Origin of the sequence: Glycomyces sp. NPDC046736, assembly GCF_040645615.1 — a bacterium.
Taxonomy (GTDB): Bacteria; Actinomycetota; Actinomycetes; order Mycobacteriales; family Micromonosporaceae; genus Glycomyces.
This window is the reverse complement of the sequence record NZ_JBEYYO010000002.1, coordinates 182,865-199,224: the sequence shown is the minus strand read 5'-3', so window position 1 is coordinate 199,224 and position 16,360 is coordinate 182,865. Positions and strand designations below refer to the sequence as shown.

Below are 16,360 nucleotides of genomic sequence, written 5' to 3'. Positions count from 1 at the left end.
CCGCCTGTCCCGCCCGGCCTTCTGGCCGGGCGGGGTGGTTGGGTTTGTTAGCCGTTGCATTCGCGGAGGGCTTCTGCCCAGATTCGTTTGGCTTCGTCAATGATTTCGGCGCAGTGGAGGCCGGCCCATTCGGCGTCTATTGGGGAGCTGACTCTTAGGGCGGGGAGGTCGGTGTCGAGGTAGATCACTGAGCCGACTGCGATCGTGTCGACTCCGGCGAAGGTGACTCGGATTCTTGATTGGCTGAAGCTCGCGTCGAAGCGGAGGAAGCGGCCGCCGATCCAGGCTTTGCCGAGTACGAAGGTCGGGTCCAGCGGTGCGTTGTTGCGTTGGAGGAACCGGTTCATGCTGCGGCTCCTGCGAAGTTGAGGGGGACGATCAGGTAGCGCGAGCCGTCCGGTCGGATGTGCAGGCCCGGTGTGTGCGGGTCGGGGTGGGGGTGTGGCCTTGGGCGGTAATCGGTTTGGGGCGGGGTGCCGTGGAGTGTTGGACGCTCGGAGGTGTCGCCCTCATCCTCCGCATCCTCGTTTCGGCCGTCGGCCGACAGCGGCATGTACACCGACAGGCCCGAGGCCAGCGCGAACAGCAGCAGGTACGCGAACCCGAAGAGCAACGCGACCCGTTTCCGCAGCGCCGCAAACGGATCCACAGAGCGCATCGGCGCCGCCGCCTGCACCTCGCGCGCCGGGCCTGCGTTGCCGGGACCGGCCACCACTTCCGCCGCGACCGCTGCGCCTGCCTTGACTGCCGACTTCGCCACGCCCGCCGTGCGCATCTCGCTCGCCGGGACCGCTGCGCGTGCCTTGACCGCTGATTTCGTCGCGCTCGTCGCGCCCGCTTCGATCGCCGTTCTCACCCTGACCGTCGCTGCGCCCTTCGCGGGCTCGTCGAAGGCGATTCGCCAGGCGTGGGACGTCTGCCGCTGCCCCTGCGCCGCTTGCGGTTTCGGTGCTGCGATTTCTCGGGCCGCCTGCGCTGGAGCGAGCCTGCGCCCGTTTGCCAGCTTCTCCGCGAAGCGGGCCGGGTCTCGCGGGGTGTCGGGCCACGGTTCCCACGGCGGGATCGCTGCTCGCCCGCCGCTTTCTGCCCGGCGGGCCCAGAGCGGGGTGCCCGAAACGGGTCGGACGGCCGTCCAACATGCCTCGTCGTACTTACGCTGAGCAGCGGAAACATCGGGAACGTCATCCGTTCCCGATTCAGTGAATCGTGCGTTTTGAGCTGTTGACGCGGACCATTTTTCGCGTAGGGTGGAGCCAACCATGGGAGGTTCGCCTCTCTGGTGCGTAGGGGGTGGGCCGCCTATCTGTTTAGCGACGAGAGGGGCGGCCCACCGGCCATATTCAGTTGAGCTGAATTACACGCATTGCGCGTCCAAAAACCCTGACACGCAGGCGACTTCACCGTCAAGGCGACACGCCTAAAGCGTCTACACCCTTTCGGGGGACCCTCCGCGGTCAGGATCTCGAAACTCGCTGATCAGCTCTCGCGCGTACTCGCGCCAGCGCCGTCCCTCATCCCCGCCGAGCCGCACCCCAAGCCGGTCAGCCGATTCGGCTGCCTGCCAAGTGAAACCGCCCTCGCGCAAACCCTCGATCGCTTCGCCCGCCTTCTCTGCCTCGGAGCCCAGCATCGCCAGCTCAAACGCGGCCGTCAGCGCATCGCGCGACCTCTCAGCGCTCAGCTCCAGCACCGTCGTGAAGCAGTCGCGTGCGGCGCCCTCTGCTCCCAAGTCCCGGTGCACGAAGCCCAACAGCTTCAAGAACAGCGCCTGCGAGCGCTGCAACCCCAGCTTCCGGGCCCGCTCGGAGCCGCTCATGCAAATCGACTGCGCCGCAGCGCGATCGCCCTGCCAGTAGTGCATCCATGCGGCCTGCTCGTCGGCTGCGATGTGCATCCGCTCATCGCCGCGCTCCCGGGCGAGCCGGACCGCCTCGTCCAGCAGTTCCCGCGCCTCGTCGTACTGCTCCACGTCAAGCAGCTTGCGGCCCAAGAAAATACAAGTCCGCGCCCGAGCAATCTGGTCACGGGTCGCACCCAACGCAGTGCGATAGGTCGCGATAGCCGCCAGCGGCAACGGCGAGGTGTTGTACATGGGCCACATCGCTTCAGCGAGCACCCACGCCTCCACACCAAGATCCATAGTAGAGGCGAGTCGCACCAGACCCTCCAAGGTCTGGCGGTTCTCGCGCAACCATTCCAGGCCCGAGCCCGCCTCCTTGAACGGCTTCCCCACCGGGTCGAGCATCGTGCCCCGGCGGAGGCGTTCCGCGTTCACCGACCTGTCGGCCATCTGCGCCCGGCCGGTGTACCAGGCCATGAGCACCGGCATGTCGCGTCGGTAGCCAAGGGGCAGTTCACCTTCCGGAGCATCCCCGATCACCCGGAACCGGCCCGGCGAGCTGGGAACGAACTCCGCGAGCTGCGCTTTCACCAAGTCCCCCAAGTGGAACTCGGCTTCGCCGTCGATCGCGGCGAGCATCTCCACCTCGAACTCGCGGCCCCGCAGTTGCAGCAGAAGCCCATAGAGCCAACTCGCCGACTCCGAGAGCAACCGCCGCGTGTCGTCCCGCCTCGAAGCGGCGTCCTCGCCAGTGCGCGCTCCAGCCCGGGCAATCTGCGCCTCGTCGGCCTCCAGCATGATCGCGTAGTACCCCGCGGCGGTCCGGAGCACTTCCGGGTTTCCTCCGCATTCCTCCACAATCGCGCTGGCCGTGTCGAGCGAGATCCCGGGGAAGCAGCGCTGGATGAGTTCGACCGCGTGCTCGGGCGGCAGCGGGTCCAGGTGGTGGCGAGCCACCGCGCCATGACCAGGCCATTCGCGCGCGAGCACGAGCCAGGCCGACCGTCCGGGCACAGGCCTGAAGGCCGAGGCGGCCTCGCGGGACGGCGCGTTGTCCACGATCACGAGCAGCGTCTTGCGTCGGGTCACCCACTGGTACTGGAGCGTCAGCAGCTCCATGTCCGATTCAAGCGCATCGAGCTCGATCCCGAAGCGCCCGTGGAGGATCGAGCGCATGACCGTCTCGGGATCGTCGGAGAGGTCCGCGAAGACCACGCCGTCAGGGAACCGGTCTTTGAACCAATGCGCCAGCATCCCGCCGAAGTCGGTCTTGCCCACGCCCTTCTCACCGGTGATCACCAGGTCCGCGGGGGCCTCGCCGTCAAGGAACCGAGCGACCGCCTCGCGGTCGTGGAGCCGGTTGACGAAGTTCGGGAGCGGGGTATCGGACATGCGGGCCTCCATGTCGGCGAGGAATGCGCGCCGTGACCGGCCCGCGCCTCGAATATCGTCCCACAGACGGCGCCGACAAGGCGTCCCGAAGCCACCCGAACGGGATAGGTTGACATCGGACACAACCGAACGGCGATCTCGGCCCGACCCGGCAAGATTCGGGACACCTTGCCTGCCCAAACCTGAGTTCGCAACGTAATCTGATTCCTGCGCAACGCGATCGACCCAGCTGGAAGCGGCGACATGCACATGAGGCCGGACAACGCGACGTTCCCCGAAGGGGGAACCCGTCGCGTGCTGCTGGCCGCGACCAACATGCAGGCGTTCGCGCGGCTCGTGTTCGACCTCTTCCCGCAGCTCGCGCAGGATCCGCGACTCGACCTCAGATTCGCGGTCATCCCCGGCTCGAAATTCGAAGCGGCGGCGCACCGCTTCCTCCTCGCTTCAGGGCTGCGGACGATCCCGTGGAGCGAGGTCCAGGAGTTCGCGCCGCATCTGGTGGTCTCCGGGAGCCCGACGCGCGAGTTGTTCCGCACCGGGCCTCGCTTCGGCCGCCACGTCCCGTTCATGATCATCACTCACGGCGCGGGCAACAACCGCATGCGCACCGACCTCAGCGGCGTCTACGGCCTCGCACCCGAGCAGCTCCTCGGGCCCCGGCCGCCGTGGGCGCCGTGGCGCAACCGGCCGCTGGTCGACTGGCTTCCGCTGGCAGGCGAGGCCGCGCTGCGGCAACTGGCCCGCGACTGCGCCGAAGCGCTGCCCGCGGCCGAGATCGTGGGCGACATCGGGCATCAGCGCATGCGGGACAGTCTCAAGTGGAGAGACCGGTATCGGGACGCGTTCGGTGTGGCCCCAAGCGAATGCCTCGTCGTGGTCTGCTCCACCTGGGGCGACCTGTCGCTGGTCGGGAGGGGCCGCGCGAACCTCGTTGAGCAGCTGCTCGGCACGCTGCCGATGGACGAGTTCCGCGTCGGCTTCATCCCTCACCCGAACATCGAGCACGGCAACGGCCCGACCCCGGCCGGGGTCTTCGCGCCGCAGCTCGCGAACGGCCTGATCATGGCCCCGATCGAGGACGGCTGGCGGGCGCTCCTCATCGCCGCCGACGTGATCGTGGGCGACAGCGGCTCCACCACCCAGTACGGCGCGGCGATCGGCACGCCGGTCCTGTTGGCGGCCTTCGGTTTCGAGCAGATGCCCGCCGATGCCCCACTCGCCGACTTCGGCCGTGGCGCACCCAGGCTCGATCTGGAAAAGCCGCTCCCGCAACAGATCCTGGACGCGAAGGACCGCGGCCAGGACTTCGACTTCGGCCCCATCCTCGCCGACGGCCAGCCGAGCGAACGCATCCTCGCCAAGACCTACGAGATGCTCGGCATCCCGGCTTGGGAGGGCACCGCACAGCAACGCCTGCCCGACCCGCCGACGCGCCCCGAGTGCCGGGCGACCTCGGCTTGGCGGTTCATTGTGCACTTCGGTCCCGATCTGGCCACATGGGAGCGCCTACCGGTCAGCCAGGCCAAGACGGACGGCCCACTCATCGTCCGCACCGCGTGTACCGACCGAAGGCTCTGGGCCGCAGCCGAAGTTCTCCTCGACCACGACCAGCACCGCACGCCCGAGCACGCACGCGAAGCGGCCGAAATACTGCTGGAGGAATGGCCGCGCGCCCGCGCCGCAAGCGCCACCACCAGTGCGGGCTCGGCCGTGGTCGTGCTCCAAAGTGGGGCGGCGTTCAGCCTCGAATGCGAGCCCAGGCGGCTCGACGTGGTCGCGGCCGCGTTGCCCGCCTGGCTATTCCAACAAGCGACGGAGACGCCGGGCCTGCGCGAGGTTTCCGATCCGCTCATGGATTTCGAGCGCCGCTTCGAGCCGCCGCCGACCCTCCGCGCCCTCTAGGATCGCGCCGAGGCGTTCCTGCGCTTCAGCTTCGTGCCTGGATATGCCGCCCTTTCGAAGCCATCCGATCGACCGGTCGGCGGCCTCCACGGCGTGCGGGATTCCCTGGGCGGCACCGGTGGTGGCCATGTGAGACTCGACGATCACCACGTGTCGGACGTCCCCGATCGCGAGAAAAGCGTCCTGAGCATGTTTGAAGTACTCAAGTCCTTTGTGGATATCGCCGCGATCGCGGTGCACGCGACCGAGATACATGAGCTGAATCGCTGCGGCCCTTGATGTGCCGTGCGAATTCGCCAGGCGTTCGGCCTCCTCGAAGCGTGCGATCGCGGGGTCGAGGCGTCCCTGCCAATACTCGACGCGCCCAAGCTGACTCACCGCCGAACTCACGAGTTCGAGGTCCCCGCCGGCCTCGGCCAGCGCTTGCGACTCGCGCAGGTTGTGCTCGGATTCGGCGAAGCGTCCCAGGTCGAGGCGCACGCGTCCGAGGCAGAGGAGCATTCGGGCGCGGTCGAGAGGAGTGCGGGTCGCGTCGACCGCCGCGGTGTAGCACTGCTCGGCCTCTTCGGGGTAGGGCACGTTGGTGTACAAGGCCCACATGGCTTCGGCGAGGGCCCAAGCTTCGTCGGTCCATCCTTGTAGCGCGGCCATGCGCACTGCTGTGAGGAGGGTGACGTGATTGGCGCGGAGCCAGTCGAGCGCCTTGGTCTCAGAGGTGAAGTTCTCGGCAGGCACGTTCGGCATCGGGGCGCGGCGGAGGCGTTCTTTCATGACCCAGCGATCGGCCAGTTGTGCGCGTTTGACATACCAGCGAATACTGTCGCGCAGGGAAGTGACGAGCTGAATGGGCAGTTTCTCGGTCAGGCCCCGCGCGGCAGAGTCCCTGGTGACCGCCGGCTCCACGAGGCACCAGCCCTCGCGGGGCCTGGTAATCAGTCGGGCGTTGATCAGTTCTTCGAGAACGTCGCTGCCGGATTGCTGCGGCGTGTCGAACAGTTCCAGGAGCGATTCCTCGAATTCGGTGCCGGGCAGAACGCTGAGGAATTGGTAGAGCCATGCGCCGGAGACGGAGAGGGTGCGGTAGGTCGCGCCGAGCAGGTCCGGAGTGGGCGATTCGACGAGGTCGCGAATCACGTCGATCGTGGGGGTCCTGTCGTTGCCGCGGGCGCGAATCAGTCCGGCAAGTCGGCTGATTGTCGAAGGGCGAGTGCCGTAGAGGTGCACCATTTCGAGGACGGTTCCGGCGGGGAGGCCGTCGATTTCGATGGAGAGTCCGAGCATTCGAACGGCCTCTTCGACACTCATTTCCGACAACGGGATGTGGGGCACCATTTTGTCTACTGTGGATTTAAGGGCGAATATCGCCAGGGCCGAATGCTCCGATGCGGGTGCGAAGTCCAGGCCGTCTCGGGCGTCGCCTGCGCCGTCGACGATGAATAGCATGGCCTTGCCGCTGGTGACCGAGCGGAGGTTGGCACGCAGGCCTCCGAAACTATCGGGAAGCTGATCTTTCGCCACGCCAAGGCGCAGGAGCGCCGACCTGAGGGCAGGGAGGGCGTCTTCGTCTTCGAGGTCGATGAGGACCTGCCCGTCAGGGAATTGATCGACCGACTGCTTCGCGACCTTGGCGGCGAGCGCCGATTTTCCGACCCCTGAGGGGCCGGTGACCACGACCGGATTGTGTGTACCGTCGGCGAATCCGCGACTGATTTCATCGACTATGGAGTCGCGGCCGATCAGGATTTTCGGCGGCAGCGGGATTTCCATAGGTTTGATCGGTGGGCGCGGAATCAGGTTGACGAGATTGGCTTGGACGAAATTGGTGATCGTTGAATCGCGAAAGTGGTTTTGGAAGTACGACTCGTCTGTCACGGCAACGCGCCTCCTTCCGGGTCGAGGCCATTACGACACACTCCGTGACTTCATGATCACATATGAATGACCGAAGGTACGCCAACGGCGGCCTCCGGCCGTTCCCGCATGTCGTGATATTGAGGAGCCATTGCATGTCCTGGGGTGCGGCGACGGGACCCCACAGGGTCCCGACCCAACCTCAAGGTACCCCCACCACGCCCGGGTGTCCATAGACACCAGACCCCCACCCACCCCACCAATTAACTGAATCCCGTTGCCCCCGTTAACAACCCACCCCCAACACCCCGCCCAGGTCCACATCCCGGGCACCTTCCACGCTCCAGACCGAACGCGACCTCCACGACCGGGTTTTGGTGGGGGAAAGTTAAGGGCGGCGACGACGAGGCAGTGGGCCGCTCGGGGTTGGTTGGCGGGTTCGGGTGTGTGGTGGGTGAAGGTCAAAGGCGGCAGCGACGGCGAGGCGGGCGGTCGGGCGGGGTCGGCAGTCGGTGGCCGGGTGTGAGTGTGGTTGCGGCGCTTGGGGTTCGGGGTCGAATGTGAGGGTTGTGTACCCCTGTGGGTGATGACAGTGTCCCTGGTGGGTGGGATGATTGGTGTACGTACAGGGACATGGTTTTCGTACGGGTGGCGTGTTGGGTGCAAGCAGACTAAGCCAAGCCTCTGGCCCGCTCGTCACTTCGGCGAAGATCGAGCCGACCATCTCGCGCTCCCGGTCAATCTCGGGGGTGGGTTGCGTTCAATCCTTCGTATGATCGGGTTTGGGTCGCTTCCGGCAGCTTGTCTCAGAGCGGGACATGGGATCAGGGAGGGCTCAGAGATCACTTGGTCGGGATCACCTTGGCCAGGAGGCAGTGTCGGTAGAACGAGGCACACCGTATCGAGGCGGTCAGGACTGGCAAGGGAGCACGACACTCACCGGGTATCCACTCCCGGGCCAGACCACTCGAGACCACCACGACAAAGCGACGGGGATAGTTGCTACGGCCTTGCCACAGAGACAAGGACACCGCAACACCCCACGCACGCCGTGTACCGGCCCACACCGCAAGGCGAGGGCCACCGAAGGCATGGGCGCGACGCCGCAAGGCCGAAGGCCCGACACGCCATGGGCGCAAGGCCGGAAGGCCGAGGGCCTGACGCAGGATGGGCCAGGGCCGGGAGGCACCGGGCCTGAGGAAGTGTGGGCGCGACGCCGAAAGGCCGAGGGCCGAGGCAGCATGGCCTCGAAAAGCGAAGGCCACCACCGGTCAAACCCGGCATCACGAACCCGGGTCACGAGGAAGCGGAAGGAGGTGAACAGCGATGCAGCACACCACGACCATCAGCATGTCCGGCACGGGAACCGCGACCGGCACTTCCACCATGCCCACCGCCACCCCGACCGCAACGGCAACGGCAACGGCAACCGGCACGGTCGTCATGCCCGCCACCGCCACCGCCACCCTGACCGCCGCCGCCGGGCGAACCCACGCCCCCACCGGCCAGGCCACGGCAACCCACCTCGGGCCCTCTCCCACCGGCTCCCGTCGCCGCCAGCCCGAACCCCAAACCGATCGGGCCCGGCAACGAAAACGGCCCGCACCAACCCCTCACCCCTTCGTCGCTGCCGCCCGAACCCAGGCCCAAACCGGCCCGGCCCCGAAAACAGCTCGCGCCAACCCCTCACCCCGTAGTCGCCGCCGCCCGAACCCAGGCCCACTTCGGCCTTTCCCCGACCACGAACCAGGCCAGCCGCCTACCTCTTCGCCGCTGCCGCCTGAACCCGGGCCCAAACCGGCCCGGCCGTTTGCTTGAAGCGGCCGGGTGTGGGACATTGCGGGGAGTATCAAGAGAGGCTCCTATGCACGCCAACAACAAGGTTCCTCAGATCGTCGCGTTCACGGGCCTCCCCGGCACGGGGAAGTCGACGCTGGCCGAAGCCCTTGCGCGAGTCTCGCGGACGCCGGTATACGCAAGCGACTGGCTGATGGGGTCGCTCAAGCCGTATCGGGTGTTCGACGGCATGGACGAGCCGACCTACCTCGCGCTCTACGACGGACTCGCCGAGGCGTTGGCAGCCAGGCAGCTCATGCTCGGGCAGTCGGCCATCACCGACAGCGTCATCAACGACGAAACCGCCGAACAGTGGGCCCGGACCGCTGCTGAGCACGGTGGCGAGTTGCGCGTCATCGAGTGCGTGTGCAGTGATGTCGAGCTGCATCGGACACGGATCGAAGGCCGAAAGCGGAACATTCCCAACTGGCACGAGATCGACTGGGAGCACGTGGAACGCATGCGCGTCCGGTTCCCGCCCTTGACCGTCGATAAGTTGACAGTCGACGCCGTCGAGCCGCTCGAAACCAACCTCGGCAAGGTCCGTGCCTATCTCGCGGCGGAAAGTCCAGGCGTTCCCGTCCCACGCGACTCGTTAATCGTTGGACGCCCCAGGCTCAAGCCGGTTTGATCAGGGCATGCCGATCTCGTTGCACACCCCGACCACCGCCGACCTCGACGACGTGGTCCACGCCCTCGCGCGGTGGCGGCGGGATGATGCACCTATGCAATTGCATCCGGGCGACGTCGGGTATTTCTGGCAGTTCGGACCCGAAAAGACCGCCGCCTCGTTGCGTACCTGGGTGCGCGACGGGGAGATCCTCGCGGTGGGCATGCTCGACGGCCCCGATGTCCTGCGGCTGGCCGTGGCGCCCGAGGCGCACTGGGACGACGAGCTCGCGGCGCAGATGGCCGACGACATGAGCCGGGCCGATGGGGGCATCTTCCTCGAAGACAGCGCGAACGCCGAGGTGCTCTGGGGCGGGCGCCTGACCGAGGTCCTGCGCGCCGCAGGCTGGCAACCGGACGAGCCGTGGATTCCGATGGTGCGCAACCTGTCGGAGCCGATTCCCCAGATCGACCTCGAAGTGAAAGTAGTCGGTCCGAACAACCTGGCGGACCGAATCGGAGTCCACAAAGCAGCGTTCCCGGGCTCGAAGTTCAGCGAAGAGCGCTGGCAGGCAATGGCAGAGGGCACCCCGTACGCCAACGCCCGCTGCCTGGTCGCCTACAACGCCGACGGCGAAGCGGTAGCCGCGGCAACGGTGTGGTCGGCAGGCCAAGGCAAGCCCGGCCTCCTCGAACCCGTGGGCGTTCACCAAGCCCACCAAGGCAAAGGCCACGGCAAGGCGATCGCGATCGCCGGCGCCCACGCCCTGCGCGAGATGGGCGCCTCCGCGGCCACGGTCTGCGCAGAGGGTTCCAACCAGGCGGCCCTGGCGACCTACAAGTCCGCCGGTTACGTGCCCGGCCCGGAGGTCACCGACCTCAGTCGCCCTTAGCAGATTCGCTCCTATCAGGAGGCTCCCGGCATGGCCGAAAAATTCATCAAAGCCGAACTCGACCCGCGCACCATGCCGGACGGCGAAGGGAGCGAGCGGGACATGCTGCTCGGATTCCTGCGCTGGCACCGGGAGACGTTGCGTCTCAAGTGCTCCGGGCTCGAACCTGCACAGCTCGCCGCCCGGGCGGTGCCGCCGTCGACGATGTCGCTGCTCGGCCTAGTCCGACACCTCGCCGAGGTTGAGCACGGCTGGTTCCGGCGGGGTCTGTCCGGAATGGACGTGCCTTACCTGTACTGCTCGAAAGCCGAGCCCAACGCCGACTTCGACGGGGCGATCCCCGACCCCGACTGCGTCGCCGAAGGATGGCGAACCTGGGAAGACGCGGCCGAATTCGCCGACCGGCTCATCGCCGAGGCGCCGAGCCTAGAAGCGGTGTCAATGCCCAACCGCTACAAGCCCGGCCACCGCCTGACGCTGCGCTGGGTGGCCTTCCACATGATCGAGGAATACGCCCAACACAACGGCCACGCCGACCTACTGCGCGAACGCATCGACGGCCGGATCGGCCTGTAACCGGCCGATCATGATGGCGGCCAAGCACCCATGGCCAGGTCAGCAACGGCGCGAAGCCCGCTTGGGCGGGGAGCACCGCCTTGACGTGTGGACGTCGTGGGTGCTGCCAGGCTCATCCCCGCTCGTGAGGGGAGCATCCGGCGAGTCCCATGATCCCGGTGCGGATCCGGGGCTCATCCCCGCTTGAGCAGGGAGCACGAGACTCCCTCTCTCGTCGTGCCCCTGGTCACGGGCTCATCCCCGCTTGTGCGAGGAGCACGACGACGGCGGGTACACGTGGGCCCGGCAAGGGGGATCATCCCCGCTTGTGCGGGGAGCACTCCCGACGAGGCGCCCCCTCGCAGCGGATTCGGGCTCATCCTTGCTTGCGCGGGGAGCACCACGAGCTCGCCCGACTTCCAGGATTTCGAACGGGCTCATCCCCGCTTGTGCGGGGAGCACTCCGACATGGGCCCGCACAACTGGGCAAGCCGGGGCTCATCCCCGCTTGCGCGGGGAGCACTTGGAGAACGTCGCGGCCCTCCTTGTTCGAGGAGGCTCATCCCCGCTTGCGCGGGGAGCACGCCTTGCAGCCCTCGCCCGACTTCGAACCCGCGGGCTCATCCCCGCTTGCGCGGGGAGCACCACATCAATGCGCGAGACGAGTGGGAACCGCGGGGCTCATCCCCGCTTGGGCGTGGAGCACCCTCGCCCACCGCCGGACCGGGGTTTCGGCCGCGGCTCATCCCCGCTTGGGCGGGGAGCACGGTCTTGCTTGGGTAGCTCTCCTCACGGTGCTGGCTCATCCCCGCTTGGGCGGGGAGCACCCGAACGCAGAGGCGTTCGCTAGATGATTGCCCGGCTCATCCCCGCTTGGGCGGGGAGCACCGGCCTATGAGGGGCCGCCTCTCGACGCGGACCGGCTCATCCCCGCTTGGGCGGGGAGCACAGTGCCTCACTGGTCGCTCCCGTCCGTGACGCGGGCTCATCCCCGCTTGGGCGGGGAGCACGAGCAACGGTAAACCCTACATGTCTTCGAACCCGGCTCATCCCCGCTTGGGCGGGGAGCACGTGTCGGCGAGGAAGTTGACCAGGTGGATGATGGGCTCATCCCCGCTTGGGCGGGGAGCACACGGCTCGTCGTCTTGGAGAACGTCGCGGCCCTCCGGCTCATCCCCGCTTGGGCGGGGAGCACGGGAGCATCGAGTCGGCCGGCCAGCGCGCGCGGGGCTCATCCCCGCTTGGGCGGGGAGCACAGCGTGAGCCGCGCCCATGAGAACTGCTCAGTGGGCTCATCCCCGCTTGGGCGGGGAGCACGGCGCGGTCGGGCCGCCGCTCGTTGAGGGCGACGGCTCATCCCCGCTTGGGCGGGGAGCACACTTCTTGAACTGGGGTGGGGCTATCGAGAGATAAGGCTGGAAATCACTCTCCATTGTGGGCAACATGGGTCTAGTGGCCGGAGGGGTGACCCACATGGGTCAGCGTTCATCAGCCTCACCTCTCGTGTTCTTCCCTCCCGGACCTTTGCCTCCATACTTGCGGCGTTTTGCGGCGTTGCTCCAGCCTGGTTTGAGTTTGGGGCTCTTCTTGGTGGCCTGGGAGGGGCGGCGCATCAAGGTCAGGCCGTCGAAGTCTGCCGGTTCCCAGTGGTGGTCGTGGGTTTCGAAGGTGTAGCCCTGTTCGTTCTGGGTCTGGTAGACAAGGAGAGCCCGGCCGTTGCCCGCTAGTTCGCGGACTTTGGTCCAGAGGCGCTCTCGTACTCGTCGGCTCAGTTTGCCGACGAACTCTCCCGCTGAGATCTCCAGCATCCATTACGTCAGATGCCCCCGCAGTCCAGCAGGACAGGCCGTCAATACGATCACCGTCATCAGAACGGCACCTCGGGTTCGTCAGGGTGGTCGGTTCCGGCTGAATAGTCCACGCCGCCAGCGACGTCCGTGCCCGACTCGTCCCAGAGACGGACCTCGGCCGTCTGCATCCAGTAGTCGTCTCGGTTTTCGGAGTCAGCAGTGCCAAGATCGTCGTCGACGGCCACGAGTAGGTCACGGATGTCCTTCACGCATCGCGCAAGCACCTTGCCCGACTGCAAAGCGTCGCGCACCGCGTGCCGCGTCGCCGTTGACACGTCTTGCGGTTCAGCCGCCACCACGTCGAACGCCACCGGGATCGTCACCTCGGCCTTGTAAAGGTCGGCGATGTCGTACACGAAGGCACGTGAATGTCCGGAATGGATGAAGCCCAGGGCCGGAGAAGCCCCGAGTGCCACCGTCACGGCGTGGACCACGCCGTACAAACAGGAGTGGGCGACCGAGAGCGCCCGGTTGATCGCGGCGCCCGAGTCGAAGTCGGCCGGGTCGTATTTCCTTGAGCCCCAAGAGACACCGGTTCGCTTCGCGTGCTCGCGATACGTCGACCGCACACGGGCACCCTCGCGACCTCGGAGTTGTTGCATCGTCAGGGTGTAGACCTCATCGTCCTCGGGGAACCGCATCGCGTACATCCGCCGCGCGACGCCCAGACGAAGCGACCGGTCGCTGACCAGACGCGCCTGCGCCTCGATCAGGCGGCTCGTCTCGGCGAGCGCGCGGCCGTGCGCGTAGTAGCGGACACCGAACTCCCCCACCCAGATCACGGTCGAGCCGTTCTCGGCGAGCAGCAGCATCGACTGGTGCGTGACCCGCGTGCCCGGCCCGAGCATGAGGACGCCGAGGTCGGCGGCCGGGACGTGGACGACTCCCGTTGTGTCCGTTATCGTCACGGCATTCGCGTCGCGGCCGATGGTGCTGCGTTCGGTGTAGAGGAACGTCAACCGGTCCTCGACCCGAACCAGGTCGGGCAGGTCCGGGGGCGGGACGCCGGGGATTGGGGACATCATGTGCCCCAGAAGGAACTGGACATCAGCTGCTCCCCGCGAGCGGGGCTAGCGTGAGCATGCCGCAGCCGTATGCCTTTGCCCTGCCGATACCGCACACGAGCGCGCGGCGGAGCTTGTCCGGGTCCTCGACCGTCAGGACGCCGTCGAAGGTCGCTCTGCGGATCGTCACCGGTGTCGCGGTCCTGTTTCCCATCTCTCCGCCTCGACTCTCGCCCCCATTGCTGCTCTTGGTGAAACGAAGCCAATCGCGGTCGTGGACCGTGACGTTCGCGGAGCCGTCCGGCCGTTCATGGATCGTGAAACCGTGCGATTCGCAGCGGTCGAGCAGCCACTGAAGCTGTTGCCGCGGAGTGACATGGGCGAGGCGCTGCTTCGGGAGGTCGGGCTTGCGCCGGACATAGTGGACAGGATTGGCGGTCAGCCGGAATCCCCACTGTTGCTGAAGTTCCAAGGCCGCCAACAGCTTCCCGTACGGCCGGGTCTCCCAGCCTCTGCCGTCCGATCGAGTGGGCCAGCCGGCCTGTTCGACCAGGTGGGTCAGGTCGGGTTCTTCCGGGCTCGCGATGTACAGCGCCGCGTCATGTCGCGCGGACTGGTCGAGCCGCCACAGGATGCGGCCCTCATCGCTTTGCAGCCGTTCGGGTTCGGGGAAAGCGTGCAACACTGCCGCGTGAAGGAACTGCGTCCTGCCCAGGAGGCGCCGCGATTCGCGGCGGGCGGTGTTGAAGCGGAAACGTGTCAAGTACATGTCAGCCTCCGAAGAAAGCGAGAGGATCGTGACGCGGCCCGCCACCGTCGCCGTCACCGGCCGGAACCTTCACGCGGGCATCAGGATTGTCGACTTCCGCGACGTCAGGACGAACCCGCCGCCACTCGTATCGGCGATGCCGTGGATCGAAACTCACCGGCTCATCATGGACCGAGTCACCGCGCTGGTCGGAGTCCGAAGGAAGCACGTCGCGCACGATGTCGAGCGTGACCTTCGCCCCCTGACGGCGACGATGGTGCTCCGAGGCAAGCCACCTGTGCCCTTTCAAGGCCTCGACCATCGAAAGCGACGTGACACCGATCAGGATCCGCTGCGAAGGCGGACACGACCTCCGCCCCAGATAAGGCAGGAAACGCGGCCTTCCCAGTGCCTCCGCCAAACCGTCGACGAGCGTCTCCTCGCCCTCGACCGCCGCGAGGAAGACCGCGTCCGAGAGGTAGAAACGCTCGGCGAGCGTCGCGTTCGCCTTCTGGTCGTCCAGCGGCCGGGAGGTCTGGAAATCGCGCAGCATCATCCCCGGCTGGTCGACGCGCACGCCGAACCGCACCCCGAGCAGCTCCGTCAGCGGCTCCGTGCGCCGCAGGCCCCTCGCGGCCGCGAGCATGCCGAGCACGCCGCTCTTCGACGGCGCGTAATCCGTTGCGCGGCGGGTGAAGCGGCTGGTCGTGCCCCAGGACTGCAAGGGCCCGGCCAGACGCAGCAGGAGCGTCCTCTCGGCCATCAGGCCGAACCCAGCCGCTCGGTGACCAGCGCCGCGACCCCCGCGAGCAGGCCGTCGCGGTTCACTTGCTCGCCGGTCTCGGCGAGGGCCTTGGTGCGCTCGCCGAGCCGCAGCGTCCAGGTCCGCACCGGCTCCTCGCCGTACGTCTCGGCCACGGCGTCGAGCTGCTTCACCAAGGCCTCGCACGCTTTCTCGATGCGGCCGTTGGACTCCTGGATCGGCTGCTCGAACGCGCCGACGAGGTTGATCGCCTGGCTGTCGCGCACGGTCACCAGCACCGCGTCGGGCAGCGTGCGGTTCGCGAACGTGTTCATCTTCCCCGAGGGCATCGAGTTGATGAAGCTGCACACGAACGCTTCGGCGGCCCGCGCGGTCGCGGCGTCGTCGCCCAAGTTCTCTCGCAACAGGTTCACGTCGAGGTTCGCGTACCGGTAGAGGGTCGAGGAGTTGAATTCGACGGTGCCGATCATCGCCGCGCCCGCGTCCTCTTCAGGGTCGCGGTCCTTCTCGTCGTCGACGGCGGTGAAGTAGTCGTACTCGGTCTCGACCGGATGGACGCCGATAGCATGGGCCACTTGGCAGGCGGCGTCGACGTTCAGAGACGAGTCGTCGGCGATCATGCGGCCGAACAGCGCCACGTCGATCGAATGCCGGTCGGCGAGGAGGGACTTGACGGCCTTCTTGTCGAGCTTCTCGCCGTTCTGTGCGGCGGTGACGATCGCGGCGGCGAGGTTCTCGACCTGGTTGTGGCTCAAGAAGACCAGGTACCCGGCCTCTTCGATCTTGGCCCCTGGCTTCTGGAGCTTGACCTTGACGCCGCCGTCGCTGAACGCGGCCACGGTCAGGTCGCGCGCGCGATCGGCCAGCGCGGCGTCGGCCGCCGTCACTCGGCCTGCGACCAGGTCCACGACCTGCTTCGTGCGCCAACCGAGGTCGGCGGCGTCGAGGGTGTCGCGGAAGTCGAGGCGGATGGCCCGCTTCCAGGACTGGCTGGAGACGCGGGCCCGGCGTTGGCCGCCGAATACGGCCGACTTCGGCGAGCCGGTGTCGTCTCGGTTGAGGTTCGCCGGGGGCACGGTCTGGATGGCGTGGACTTCGATGATGGTGCGGGACATGG

14 protein-coding genes are annotated in these 16,360 nt (G+C 67.1%); 4 read left to right on the top strand and 10 right to left on the bottom strand.

Features of this window, described 5'->3' with window-relative positions; genetic code table 11:
• Positions 1-47: 47 nt before the first annotated feature.
• The 3 genes from AB0B28_RS02840 to AB0B28_RS02830 form a co-directional block, all read right to left on the bottom strand.
• Positions 48-347, bottom strand: a complete 300-nt coding sequence (locus AB0B28_RS02840) for a hypothetical protein (RefSeq protein ID WP_360115431.1) — start codon at positions 345-347, stop codon at positions 48-50.
• Complete coding sequence (locus AB0B28_RS02835; protein WP_360115428.1) at positions 344-856, bottom strand: hypothetical protein; 513 nt, start codon at positions 854-856, stop codon at positions 344-346. Before AB0B28_RS02835 ends, AB0B28_RS02840 begins: the two co-directional genes overlap by 4 nt.
• Positions 857-1,426: 570 nt before the next feature.
• The gene (locus tag AB0B28_RS02830) at positions 1,427-3,232 is read right to left on the bottom strand and encodes an ATP-binding protein (protein WP_360115425.1); all 1,806 of its coding nucleotides are present in this window, start codon (positions 3,230-3,232) and stop codon (positions 1,427-1,429) included.
• A 243-nt stretch (positions 3,233-3,475) separates the two neighbouring features.
• On the opposite strand from AB0B28_RS02830, the gene AB0B28_RS02825 reads away from it, so the two are divergent.
• A complete protein-coding gene (locus AB0B28_RS02825) occupies positions 3,476-5,134 on the top strand; it encodes a hypothetical protein (protein ID WP_360115422.1) in 1,659 nt (552 codons plus the stop codon).
• Here the strand turns inward: AB0B28_RS02825 and AB0B28_RS02820 are convergent.
• Positions 5,030-7,006: a tetratricopeptide repeat protein gene (locus tag AB0B28_RS02820; protein ID WP_360115419.1), complete on the bottom strand. Its 1,977-nt coding sequence runs from the start codon at positions 7,004-7,006 to the stop codon at positions 5,030-5,032. The two genes, AB0B28_RS02825 and AB0B28_RS02820, sit on opposite strands and share 105 nt — an antisense overlap.
• A 1,262-nt stretch (positions 7,007-8,268) precedes the next feature.
• Positions 8,269-8,499, bottom strand: a complete 231-nt coding sequence (locus AB0B28_RS02815; RefSeq protein WP_360115416.1) for a hypothetical protein — start codon at positions 8,497-8,499, stop codon at positions 8,269-8,271.
• 350 nt (positions 8,500-8,849) lie between these two features.
• Here AB0B28_RS02815 and AB0B28_RS02810 point away from each other — a divergent pair, with 350 nt between their 5' ends.
• The 3 genes from AB0B28_RS02810 to AB0B28_RS02800 are packed head-to-tail and all read left to right on the top strand — an operon-like array spanning position 8,850 to position 10,899.
• Positions 8,850-9,452 (top strand): AAA family ATPase, encoded by a 603-nt coding sequence (locus AB0B28_RS02810; protein WP_360115413.1) that lies wholly within the window; start codon positions 8,850-8,852, stop codon positions 9,450-9,452.
• A gap of 7 nt (positions 9,453-9,459) precedes the next feature.
• The gene (locus tag AB0B28_RS02805) at positions 9,460-10,323 is read left to right on the top strand and encodes a GNAT family N-acetyltransferase (RefSeq protein WP_360115410.1); all 864 of its coding nucleotides are present in this window, start codon (positions 9,460-9,462) and stop codon (positions 10,321-10,323) included.
• A gap of 30 nt (positions 10,324-10,353) precedes the next feature.
• Complete coding sequence (locus AB0B28_RS02800) at positions 10,354-10,899, top strand: DinB family protein (protein ID WP_360115407.1); 546 nt, start codon at positions 10,354-10,356, stop codon at positions 10,897-10,899.
• A gap of 1,457 nt (positions 10,900-12,356) precedes the next feature.
• Here AB0B28_RS02800 and cas2e read toward each other — a convergent pair.
• From cas2e to cas7e, 5 genes are read right to left on the bottom strand one after another with little or no spacing between them, the layout of a single operon-like run.
• Positions 12,357-12,686, bottom strand: a complete 330-nt coding sequence (gene cas2e, locus AB0B28_RS02795) for a type I-E CRISPR-associated endoribonuclease Cas2e (protein ID WP_360115404.1) — start codon at positions 12,684-12,686, stop codon at positions 12,357-12,359.
• Between the two features lie 59 nt (positions 12,687-12,745).
• On the bottom strand, positions 12,746-13,750 hold the full coding sequence (gene cas1e, locus AB0B28_RS02790) for a type I-E CRISPR-associated endonuclease Cas1e (protein ID WP_360115401.1): 1,005 nt from the start codon (positions 13,748-13,750) through the stop codon (positions 12,746-12,748).
• 25 nt (positions 13,751-13,775) lie between these two features.
• Positions 13,776-14,501, bottom strand: a complete 726-nt coding sequence (gene cas6e / locus AB0B28_RS02785; protein WP_360115908.1) for a type I-E CRISPR-associated protein Cas6/Cse3/CasE — start codon at positions 14,499-14,501, stop codon at positions 13,776-13,778.
• A gap of 1 nt (position 14,502) precedes the next feature.
• Positions 14,503-15,243 carry a type I-E CRISPR-associated protein Cas5/CasD gene (gene cas5e, locus AB0B28_RS02780; RefSeq protein WP_360115398.1) on the bottom strand — a complete coding sequence of 247 codons (741 nt, stop codon included), beginning with the start codon at positions 15,241-15,243 and terminating at the stop codon, positions 14,503-14,505.
• On the bottom strand, positions 15,243-16,358 hold the full coding sequence (gene cas7e / locus AB0B28_RS02775; RefSeq protein WP_360115395.1) for a type I-E CRISPR-associated protein Cas7/Cse4/CasC: 1,116 nt from the start codon (positions 16,356-16,358) through the stop codon (positions 15,243-15,245). The genes cas5e and cas7e overlap by 1 nt, the downstream gene beginning before the upstream one ends.
• Positions 16,359-16,360: the final 2 nt, after the last annotated feature.